We start from the raw sequence: 11,037 nt of genomic DNA, 5'->3' as shown, positions 1-11,037 counted from the left end.
TGGAAGTCCTTGTTGGCGAGCGCGTCGAGCTCGTACTTGAGGCCGCTCGAGAGCATGCGCTTGATCTCCTGCTGCCAATCCTTCTTCTGGAACCAGGCGTAGTTGAGCAGCTCTCGGGCACGCGAAGCGTCCTTGTCGTTGAGCTTGATGCCGACGTTGCGTGGGAGTTGGTACCGCTCGGGATCGGCGCTCGAGAGCCCGATGAACTTGGCCTTGGGGATCGCCATGCGCTCGCTCTCGAAAGCGAGATTGATCGAGCCCTGCTTGATCACGGAGTAGATGTAGTAGCCCCACGGGTCGTTGTCGACCAGCACGTAGGTCGGTAGTCCTTTCTCCTCGTGGAGCCGCCGCGCCAGCCGGCGAACGCCGCGCGGCGGCTGGCCGTTGCCGGTGAGCAGCACGCAGTTGTACTTCCTCCAAAACTTGTCTTCGGAAAGCCGGTTCCACTGCGTTCCCTTTTCGACCACCAGCAGGAAATCGGCGGTGCACTTCTGGATGTCGAGGTACTCCGGCTCGACGATCGACGGGACGGAATAGCCGCCCTTGCCGAGTCGTGAGCAGTCCACCCGGTCGCCGTCGTCGCCCAGGACCAGCGGGCCGACGATGCTGCCACCGTTCTCGGCGCGGACGTGCAACTCCTCGCGCAGCTCGGAGAGCGAGACCTCGAGATCTTCGATGATCGGGTCGGTCTCGTCCTGGGTGTCGAACGTGTTCTCGTGGGAGTTCTTGATGGTGTGCTTGGTGCGGTAATAGATCTCGCGCAGCGAGGTGGTGAGATCGGCGCGCTGGAGCTCGGCGAGCGCGTCGGCGACCAGCATGGTCTGCATGAACTTCTTGGCCATGGCGACGTTGAAGAAAGTGCGCTCCTGCTTCTTGCTCCCCATCTCGATCATGCCCTTGCGCGGATTGAACGAGACGTTCGAAAGCGCCCGGATCGGGATCTGGAACCCGGGATCGCGGGAGCGCTGAGCGGCTTGGATCACGATGTCGGCCATGCCCACGAGCTTGGTTTCGACGCTGGAAGCCGCCTTGGATCGCCTGCTCTTCGATCTTCGCGTGGTCTTCGCTCTTGCCATGCTTTCCTCAGCTCTTCCTCGGCCTCTTCTTCGCCGCGCGTGGAGCCTTGCTTCTGAATTTTGCTTTGGCGTTCACCTTGCCGGTGATGGCGGGTGCTTCGGACGCACCGGTTGTCTCCTTCGGCGGCTCGTCGATGCCGACCTCACCTTCGACTCCTTCCTCGGTCACGATGATCGAGCCGGGCAGCCCCTCCGGTCCCGCGCCGGTCTTGCCAAGCAACTCGTCCGTCTTCAAGCCGCCGGTCTTCGAGGCCGCGATCCTCTGGAGCTGCTCCTTGAGCTTCTCAGTCGCGAGCTTGCCGCCCTTCAAGCGATTGCAGGCCTCCGCCACCTCCTCGATGTAGAGCTGGAAGATGTTGCGGCGCCGAAATTCACTCTGTGCCCGGCCGCGCCGCCGGAGGAACACTCCGAGGCGTCGGCCGCACTCGCGCAGCGCGAGCGTGATCTCCTTGCGAATCTCGTCATAGTCGGCGATCGCCTCCTTGGACTCGCTCGTGAAAGGCACCCACACCGACGCCATGTGGACGAGGATCACCATCGGGCCCTGGGGCAATGCCCCGCGCGACTGACCGATGCCATAGTTCTTCCACGAGGTGTCCACCGTCGCCTTGTAGGTCGCGCACGCGGTCTGCTGGTAGAGGAGAGGCACGCGGTTGGCGTAGCGAATCAAACGCGAGAGCTCAGTCTCCCGTTCGTGGTCTTCGCCCTCGGCGAGCGGGAGTGATTCCTCCTTCTGCTTCGCCTTCGATCTCTCGTTGGGCTTGGCTTGCTCGATCGGCCGGTTGCCGAACGCGAGGCCCGCTTCGATCACGAACGGGTTGCCACGATAGACCGCTGGCGGGCGGCTGACCGCGGTGTAGAACTCCCCCTGGATTTGGTGGTAGAGGCCGGAAAGGATCGCCTTTTCGCCGATGGGAGAGAGGCAGTTGGTCGGCGGCGCCATGATTCGGGTGGCCTGGAGAGTCTTGTAGACCGCCTCCGCCGCTTTGCCTGTCACCTCGCGAGGCTTCGAATTCGCGGAAACGCCCGCGCTCCTGCAGATCTCCTTCGCCAGAGCGGGCGAGACGCGGCTGAAGTCGGCGGCGAGAAATCCAGCGAGCGAATGGCTATGCGTGTCGTGCAACATCTTGAGCAGCATGCCGAGCTCGATGCCATAGGGATGGGGCTTGATCTCACGCGGCTGCTCGGGTAGGCCGTTGACGGTGCGCTGGAAGCCGAGGGTTCCGCCCTCCACGGTTTGATAGGTGAGCGACACGTGCGGGTTGGCGATCGCGATTTGGTCGAGGTACTCGTCCACCGAGGTCCGGCCCTTCTGGTACTTGCCTTCCACCTCGAGCGTGACCTGGGTGCCGCGCAGACGATCCCATTCGATCTTCTTGTTCTCGTGGACGAGTGGCTCGTTCTTACGGGTGTCGATCTGGACTTCGAAGTAATGCGCCGCGGTCTTGGGGCTGGTGCGAGAGATGATTTGCACCGGCTTACCGGTGGTGAGCTGGCCGTACATCCCGGCGGCCGAAATGCCGATGCCCTGCTGCCCGCGGCTCTGCCGCAGGCGGTGGAACTTGGATCCATAGAGCAGCTTCGCGAAGACCCGTGGGATCTGCTGGCGGACGATCCCGGGGCCATTGTCGGTGACCGTGATGCGGAAACGCGAAGCCTGGCTCGGGGGTGGCGGCGTCGCTCGGCCCTCGGCGACGATCTCGAGCTTCACCTCGATCTCGGGCAGGATCCCGGCTTCCTCGCACGCGTCGAGTGCGTTGTCCACCGCTTCCTTGACGCATGTGAGCAGCGCTTTGCGCGGACTGTCGAATCCCAGCAGGTGCCGGTTCTTGGTGAAGAACTCGGAAACCGAGATCTCGCGCTGACGGGCCCCGATCTCCTCCGCGGTGACGCCGGTTCCCCGGCGCTTCGCACGCTCGCGCGAAGGTGCAGGCCCCCGTTTCTCTGTCGCTGCGGGAACGCCGATCCCGGCGAGCGCGGGCGGCTTCTTCCCGTTGGCCTTACCGCGCCGCGGTAGCTTCGCTTGGGCGCCTGGAGTTCCCTTCGTCACCGTGAATTCGGGATGGTGACTCTTGTCCGCTTTGCGAGCGCGACTGCTGCGCGCTTCGACGGCTTCCTTGCCGCGCGCGCTCAGGACTTCTTCCCCGGCGCCGCGCTCGCCCAGTCGGTGGGCGGTCTCAGATGAGACGACATGGTGTCACCTCCGAGGAATGCAGGTTCGTGGATGCGGAGGCTCCAGCTCGGGCGCGCGCACAATACCAGACCTCGAAAGCCTCATGTCCCCCAAACCGCGGGTTGGAGCCGGATCGATCGATTCCGTGGGACCCGGCGCGAAGGGACGATCCTCAGATCGAGGCGGCGATCCAGGACATGTTGAAGGCGATCGCGAAACCTTATCGCGCGCCGAGCAAGCCGCCTCGCTGACCGAAGGGCAGCTCGGTTCAGCCCCTGGTCAGGATCGCGGCGGAGATCGCGAGATAGATGAGGATCGAGAACAGGTCCTGGATGACGGTGGCCAGCGGCCCGCTCCCGAACGCGGGGTCGACGCCCAGGCGGTGCAAGGCCAGCGGCAGCGCCATGGCGAGGAGATTCGCCGTCGCGCAGGCGATCAGGATCGACAGCGACACCGCCCACACCATCTCGAGGGAATGCCAGCGCCACAGACCGATCGGAAAGAACGCGACCGCGAGCGCGGCGCCGATCGCCAGGCCGGTGAGGATCTCTCGACGCAGCAGGCCGGCGATCGGCACGCCGACCGAGAGTCCGCGAATGACCAGCGCCTCGGTCTGGGTGCCGACTGCGTCGGCGAGATACACGATGCCCGGCATGAAGAAGGCGATCATGACCTGGGCTCGCAGCGTCTGCTCGAAGAAGCCCACGATGTCCGCCGCTAGAAACGCTCCGGCGAGGCCGAGCAGCAGCCAGGGGACGCGATGCCACAGCCGCCTGCCCACGGACTCCACGCTGGCCGCGCGCGCCATCGATGAGTCACGAAGAAACCCGCTCACGCGGGCCATGTCTTCATCGTGCTCGTGGAGCAGGACCGCCAGGAGCCGGTCGGGCGGAATGAAGCCGATGAAACGCCCGGCCGCATCGACGACTGCCAGTGCGCTCTCCCCGTGCTGCACCGCCTTCCATGCGGCCTTCTCCTGGTCGATGCCGGGGGCGACGACGGGCGGGTCGCGGTCCATGATCCCGTCGATGCCGGCCTCGGCCGGCGCCGCGAACAGGTCCTCGATCCTCAGGACTCCGACCAGCCTCCCGCTCTCGCACACGCCGATGTGGGTGGCGCTGTCGAAGGCCATGCCCTCGAGCGATCGTCTCAGCTCCGCGGCACGGACGTGCGGGGACACGACGGGCACCCGGGTCCGCACGTGCTCGGATACCGTCTCCGAACCGAAGCGAGAAATGAGACTCGGATCACCTGACGTCATCGGCAACCTCCCTTGGCGCCTGAGGTGCTGCGCGTGAGCGAATCGAGACGAGGCCACTCGGCTGGGTGGGTGACGCCCGCATGTCCCATGTCGCCTGGGAAGGTCATCGCCGGCGCCACGCCTCGCGCACGATCTTCGCGACCTCCACAGCGCTCACCGGCGCCAGGGACAGGAGTGCGATCATGACCCATTGCTCCGCGCCCGGCCGCACCGTCTCGAACAGCGGGCGCGCGACCGGCAGCTCGATCGCGGCAAGCTGCAGCAGAGCCGCGGCTGCGACGGCGCCCAGCAGCGCCCGGTTCGAGAACGGCCCGAGCTGGGGCAGCGTCTCACGCTGGCTGCGGAACGCGAAGGCGTAGAGCAGCTGCGAGTACGCCACGATGCCGAAGGCGACGGTGCGGGCCTGAGGAAGGTTCGCGTCGTCCGCGCGGTGAGTGAGCAGGAAACCGATCCCCGCGGCAGCGGCCACCAGCGCGCCACGCGCCACGATGAACGCGCCGTGCGAGCCGGAGACGACCGGATCGTGGACCGGTCGCGGGGCGCGCTCCATGACGTCGCGCTCGGGCGGCTCGACGCCCAGGGCCAGGGCGGGCAGACCGTCGGTCACCAGGTTGATCCACAGGATCTGCACGGCCACCAGCGGCGCCGGCCAGCCGGCCAGCGCGGCGATGAACATGAACAGGATCTCGCCGGCATTGGTGGACAGGAGGTAGTGCACGAATTTCTGGATGTTGTCGAAGATGGCGCGGCCCTCGCGCACCGCGCGCACGATCGTTGCGAAGTTGTCGTCGAGCAGGACCATGTCGGCGGCCTCGCGGGTGACGTCAGTCCCGCTGCGTCCCATCGCGATCCCGATATCGGCCGCCTGAACGGCGGGTGCATCGTTCACCCCGTCGCCCGTCATGGCCACCACGTGCCCTCTGGCACGCCACGCGTGAACGACGCGAAGCTTGTGCTCCGCGGAGACGCGGGCGTACACGGGAAGACTCTCGATCCGTCCCGCCAGCTCTTCATCGGTCATCCGGTCGAGATCGTGGCCATTCACGGCCCGGTCATCGGGACCGGCGATCCCCAGCGTGCGCGCGATCGCGAGCGCCGTCTCGGGATGATCCCCGGTGATCATGACCGGCCGGATCCCCGACGCCCGGCAGTCGGCCACCGCCTGAAACGCCTCATCGCGCGGCGGATCGAGCATGCCAACCAGGCCCGCGAACACCAGGTCGCGCTCCTCGAACGGATCGCCCTCCGCGAGCTCGCGGCTCGCCAGCGCCAGGACCCGTAGCGCGCGGCCGGCGAGCCGGGTGTTCATCTCCAGCAGCTCGCGCCGCCGCCCCTCCGTCATCTCGACGATGGCGCCGCTCACGCGCTCCGACGTGCACCTCGGCAGGATCGCCTCGGGGGCGCCCTTGGTGGTGAGCAGGACGCGCCCGGCCTCATCGCGGTAGACGATCGACATGGCGCGCCGCGCGGGCTCGAAGGGAATCTCGAACACCGCGCGCTCCCCCTGGCCAGGCGCCGCGACATGTCCCTTGAGCGCCAGCGCGCGCAGGGCGGCTTCGGTGGGGTCGCCGATCACGGTCCAGTGGCCGACCTCGATCGCGGGCTCGATGACCGCGTGATTGCAGAGGGCGCCGATGCGCAGCAGCTCGCGCAGTTCGGGCTCGCGGCGCAAGTCGGGCACCGCTCCGCCCGCCCCGACCCGATGGAACTCGCCATGAGGCTCGTAACCCGCCCCAGTCACCCGATACTCGATCCCGCCCGCCACCACCGTGTCCGCCGTCATCTCGTTGCGGGTGAGCGTCCCGGTCTTGTCGCTGCAGATCACCGACACCGAACCCAGCGTCTCCACCGCGGGCAGGTGTCGCACCAGCGCCTTCTGCCTTGCCATGCGCTGGACTCCGAGCGCGAGAGCCAGCGTGACGACGGCGGGAAGGCCCTCGGGCACGGCAGCCACCGCGAGGCTCACCGCCAGGAAGAGCACCTCGGCGGGCTGGCCGCCGCGCAGCCATTGCGCCAAAGCGATGGCGGCCACCAGCGCGACGCACACGACCAGCAGCACGCGGCCCAGCGCATCGAGACGCCTCTGGAGCGGCGTGGGCCGGGTCTCGACCCGTTGGAGCAGGGTGGCGATGCGGCCCATCTCGGTCCGCATGCCGGTGGCCGTGACCAGCGCCGAGCCCTTGCCGGCCGATAGCAACGTGCCCATGTGGATCATGTTCACCCGGTCCCCGAGGTCGGTCACTGCGTCGAGCCGTGCCACCGCATCCTTGTCGACCGGCTCGGCCTCTCCAGTGAGCGGTGCCTCCTGGGCGCGCAGCCCGTACGCGCTGATGAGGCGCGCGTCGGCGGGGACAAGGTCGCCCGCTTCAACCTCGAGAACATCACCCGGCACGAGCTCCTCCGGATCGATCCGAGAGACGACGCCGTCACGGAGCACCCGCGCGCTCGGACGGGCGAGGCCCCGCAACGTGTCCAACGCGCGCGCCGCGCGCTCCTCCTGGACGAAGCCCAGCACCGCGTTCAAGACCACGATCGCGAGGATCGCGGCGGCGTTCATGTGCTCGCCGAGAGCGAGGGCGATGACCGCAGCCCCGATGAGAAGCGCGACCACCAGGCCTCTGAACTGGGCCGCGAACCGGGCGAGCGAGGAGCGTCGCGGCCCCTGTTCGAGACGGTTGAGGCCGTGGCGGTCGCGTGCCCGCGCCGCGTCCCACGACGAGAGGCCCCGATCCGGATCGATGCCGTGCTCGGCCAGCATCTCGCCGGCCGCGCGGGCGTGCGGCGGCGGCGCACCGGCGCCGGCCGCGAGCCCGGAGGGCATCACGCGGTCATCAGCCATGGGGATGCAGCTCGAGTCCAGCCTGTGCTTTCATGTTGCCCGCATTCTCCGACCGGAGACGCGGTGCAGGATTTCCTGGGGAGCGAGCATCGCCTATTTCGCCTCGCGGAGATACGACATGAGCGGCCTGGTCTTGTTTGGAGCGATGTCCGCGCCGGCGCGGTGGTTCGAACGATGATCGTCAAGGATGTATCGGTCGAGGCCTACGCGCCACGCGAGATCGCGAGTCTGGTCGAACTCGGCGGCGTCTCCAAGGCCCGTACCGATGCACTGACGGTGTTGGTCCTCGCGGTGCTGGCGGGAGCATTCATCTCGCTGGGAGCGCTCTTCTTCACCGTCCTGGTCACCGGGTCCCAACTCGGCTTTGGCGTCACCCGGATGGTGGGCGGCCTCGGCTTCTGCCTCGGCCTGATCCTGACGGTGGTCGCAGGAGCCGAGCTGTTCACCGGCAACAACCTGCTCGCCATGGCCTGGGCGAGCGGGCGAATCCGCACGCGCGAGATGCTGCGCAACTGGCTCCTGGCCTATGCCGGAAACGTGATGGGTTGTCTCGGAACCGTGCTGCTCGCGTGGTGCGCCAACGTGGCCGGCCTCGGTGGTGGGACGGTGCGGGATACGGCGATCGAGATTGCCCAGACCAAGGCGAACCTCTCCATCCTGGAGGGGTTCGCGCGCGGCGTCCTGTGCAACGCACTCGTCTGTCTGGCCGTCTGGCTGACCATGGGCGGACGCAGCGTCACCGACAAGATCCTCGCGATTCTGTTCCCGATCGCAGCCTTCGTGGCCATGGGCTTCGAGCATTCGATCGCGAACTGGTTCCTCCTGCCCTTCGGACTCGTGCTGGACGGGCGAGAGACCATCTCGTGGGCCGGGGCCGCGAGGAACCTGATCGTGGTCACGGGGGGCAACATCGTGGGAGGGACCATGCTGGTCGCCGGGGTCTACTGGCTCGCCTATCTCCGTGGCGCGCGAGCGAGTCGCGACCCCATGACCTGAGTGCCTGGAGCTCCCGCTGGACCGCCAGGATTGGCAGCCGACCTGCCTTGATGGCAGCGATTCCGTGCGTCTGTGCCGCAATCTCTCCTTCGGGCGCCGGTAACTCACGACCGAAGGCCTCATGGAAGCGCTCGGCTCTGGCACAGCGCATGCGATCCTGCTGGGCACAACCGGTCGAACGGCGCAACGGGTCCACCTCGGAGATGAAGACATGGCCCCAACCCGGTACGTGCGGTTCTTGAGCGAGCTCGGCTTGTCCGACGTGCCGCTCGTGGGAGGGAAGAACGCCTCCCTGGGCGAGCTCTATCGAGCGCTGCGGCCACAGGGCGTCCTCGTTCCCAACGGATTCGCCGTCACGGCGGACGCGTATCGGGCTGCGCTCTCCCAGGCCGGGGCCTGGGAGAAGCTGCGCTCCACGCTCGGTTCGCTCGACCCGTCCAATGTGGCCGAGCTGGCGACGCGGGCGAAGCAGGCGCGGGACATCGTGTACGGGGCGGGCATCCCTGCGGATCTGCAGGCAGAGGTCCTGGCCGCTTATCACCGGTTGCACGACGAGTACGGTCCTGAGATGACGGTGGCGGTGAGGAGCTCGGCGACCGCCGAGGACCTTCCGACCGCAAGCTTCGCCGGGCAGCATGAGACCTACCTCAACGTCAGGGGCGAGGCGTCGCTGCTCGAGGCCGTCCGTCGTTGCTTCGCCAGCGCCTTCACCGATCGGGCCATCCACTATCGGCACGAACGCGGTTTCGATCACTTCGCGCTGGGACTTTCGGTCGGCGTCCAGAAGATGGTCCGCGCCGATCTGTCGGCGGCTGGGGTGATGTTCTCGCTCGACACCGAAAGCGGTTTCCGCGACGTGGTCTTCATCACCGGCGCCTTCGGCCTGGGAGAGAACGTCGTCCAGGGGACCGTGGCGCCCGACGAGTTCTACGTGCACAAGCCCACCTACGAGCGAGGCTATCGCGCGGTCCTCAAGCGGCGACTCGGGGAGAAGAAGATCAAGATGGTGTACGCCACGGGCGGCAGCCGCGAGGCGACACGCAACGTCCCTACGTCCCAGGAGGAACGCGAGCGCTTCTGCCTGACCGACGCCGAGGTGCTGGCGCTCGCGGACTACGCGATCAGGACCGAGCGGCACTACAGCGAGCAGGCGGGACGGCCCATGCCCATGGACATGGAGTGGGCCAAGGACGGCCAGGACGGCCAGCTCTATCTCTTGCAGGCGCGGCCGGAGACCGCGGTCTCCCGCCGGGCCATCCAGGTGCTCGAGGCCTACGAGCTGACCGGCAAGGGACCGGTGCTCGTCGAAGGTCGTGCCGTCGGCGAGAAGGTCGCGACCGGGGAAGCGCATATCATCCGAAACGTCTCGGAGCTCCACGACTTCCGGGATGGCGAGGTCCTGGTGGCGGATATCACGACGCCCGATTGGGAACCGGTGATGAAGCGCGCCGCCGCCATCGTCACCAACCGCGGGGGCAGGACCTGCCACGCGGCCATCGTCGCGCGTGAAGTCGGCGTTCCCGCGGTGATCGGGGCGCCGGGAGCCACGGAACGGATCCGCACCGGACAGCAGGTCACGGTGTCGTGCGCCGAGGGCGAGAGTGGTCGAGTCTACGAGGGCCGCGTGCCGTTCGAGGTGCGCCGGGTCGACCTCGGGAGGTTCGAGCGCCCGGCGACGTCCATCATGGTCAATCTCGGCAACCCGGACCTGGCCTTCCGCACCAGCTTCATCCCCAACGACGGAGTGGGACTGGCTCGCCTCGAGTTCATCATCAGTGAGGAGATCAAGGCCCACCCGATGGCGCTGATCCATCCCGAGCGCGTCGAGGACCCCGGGGAGCGAGCGGCGCTCGCGGCGCTGACCAAGCATGACCCCAGCCCGACGGATTACTTCGTGCGAAAGCTGTCCGAAGGCGTCGGAATGATCGCGGCCGCGTTCCACCCCAAGCCAGTGATCGTCCGGCTCTCCGATTTCAAGACCAACGAGTATGCCTCGCTGCTCGGTGGCAAGGTGTTCGAGCCTCTGGAGAGCAACCCGATGCTGGGGTTCCGCGGCGCCGCGCGCTACGCGCATCCGGCGTACCAGGAAGGCTTCGCGCTCGAGTGCGCGGCGATGCGCCGGGTGCGCGAGGAGATGGGGCTCCGCAACGTCGTGCTGATGATTCCATTCTGCCGCCGGGTCGACGAAGCGCGGAAAGTGCTGGACGTCATGGCCGCTCATGGCCTGCGGCGCGGCGAGAACGGGCTCGAGATCTACTGCATGTGCGAGATTCCGAACAATGTCGTCTCGATCGACGAATTCGCGCGCGTCTTCGACGGCTTCTCGATCGGCTCGAACGATCTCACGCAGCTCGTGCTCGGAGTCGACCGGGACTCGGAGACGGTGGCGTTCGACTTCGACGAGCGCGATCCCGGAGTGATGGAGATGCTGCGCCAGGCGGTCGAGGGCGCCCGCCGCAACAAGCGGCACTCGGGGATCTGCGGCCAGGCGCCTTCCGATTACCCGGAAGTCGCCGAGTTCCTGGTGCGGATCGGCATCGACTCGATCAGCCTGAACCCGGACACGGTGCTGAAGACCACCCAGCTCGTGCTCGAGGTGGAGAAGACTCTGAAGCGGACGACTTCGGCAGCCGACTCGCGGGTCGCCTCGCCGGCGATCGAGGCGGAGCCGGACAGCGTGAGAGTGCGGTAA

Annotated in this window: 6 protein-coding genes; 2 read left to right on the top strand and 4 right to left on the bottom strand. The window is 67.3% G+C overall.

Annotated features, from left to right (window positions below; all coding sequences use genetic code 11):
- From VFQ05_04865 to VFQ05_04850, 4 genes are all read right to left on the bottom strand, one after another.
- Positions 1 to 1,076 (bottom strand): DNA topoisomerase IV subunit A (locus VFQ05_04865; GenBank protein ID HET9326085.1); only part of this gene is annotated, 1,076 nt, incomplete at its 3' end.
- A gap of 7 nt (positions 1,077 to 1,083) precedes the next feature.
- The gene (locus VFQ05_04860) at positions 1,084 to 3,126 is read right to left on the bottom strand and encodes a DNA topoisomerase VI subunit B (protein HET9326084.1); all 2,043 of its coding nucleotides are present in this window, start codon (positions 3,124 to 3,126) and stop codon (positions 1,084 to 1,086) included.
- 391 nt (positions 3,127 to 3,517) lie between these two features.
- Positions 3,518 to 4,510, bottom strand: a complete 993-nt coding sequence (locus tag VFQ05_04855; GenBank protein HET9326083.1) for a magnesium transporter — start codon at positions 4,508 to 4,510, stop codon at positions 3,518 to 3,520.
- A gap of 103 nt (positions 4,511 to 4,613) precedes the next feature.
- Positions 4,614 to 7,349, bottom strand: a complete 2,736-nt coding sequence (locus tag VFQ05_04850; GenBank protein ID HET9326082.1) for a cation-translocating P-type ATPase — start codon at positions 7,347 to 7,349, stop codon at positions 4,614 to 4,616.
- 174 nt (positions 7,350 to 7,523) lie between these two features.
- Between VFQ05_04850 and VFQ05_04845 the strand changes: the two genes are divergently transcribed.
- Together VFQ05_04845 and ppsA are read left to right on the top strand one after the other, a co-directional pair.
- Complete coding sequence (locus VFQ05_04845; protein HET9326081.1) at positions 7,524 to 8,345, top strand: formate/nitrite transporter family protein; 822 nt, start codon at positions 7,524 to 7,526, stop codon at positions 8,343 to 8,345.
- A 211-nt stretch (positions 8,346 to 8,556) separates the two neighbouring features.
- Positions 8,557 to 11,037 (top strand): phosphoenolpyruvate synthase, encoded by a 2,481-nt coding sequence (gene ppsA, locus VFQ05_04840; GenBank protein ID HET9326080.1) that lies wholly within the window; start codon positions 8,557 to 8,559, stop codon positions 11,035 to 11,037.

The organism is Candidatus Eisenbacteria bacterium, from assembly GCA_035712145.1.
Taxonomy (GTDB): Bacteria; Eisenbacteria; RBG-16-71-46; order RBG-16-71-46; family RBG-16-71-46; genus DASTBI01.
This window is presented reverse-complemented; position numbering and strand designations above follow the sequence as displayed.

Bases quoted from the DNA above. Each gene is read 5' to 3' on its own strand.
- VFQ05_04855 (HET9326083.1), bottom strand. From the start codon at position 4,510: ATGACGTCAGGTGATCCGAGTCTCATTTCTCGCTTCGGTTCGGAGACG.
- VFQ05_04850 (HET9326082.1), bottom strand. From the start codon at position 7,349: ATGGCTGATGACCGCGTGATGCCCTCCGGGCTCGCGGCCGGCGCCGGT.
- VFQ05_04845 (HET9326081.1), top strand. From the start codon at position 7,524: ATGATCGTCAAGGATGTATCGGTCGAGGCCTACGCGCCACGCGAGATC.
- ppsA (HET9326080.1), top strand. From the start codon at position 8,557: ATGGCCCCAACCCGGTACGTGCGGTTCTTGAGCGAGCTCGGCTTGTCC.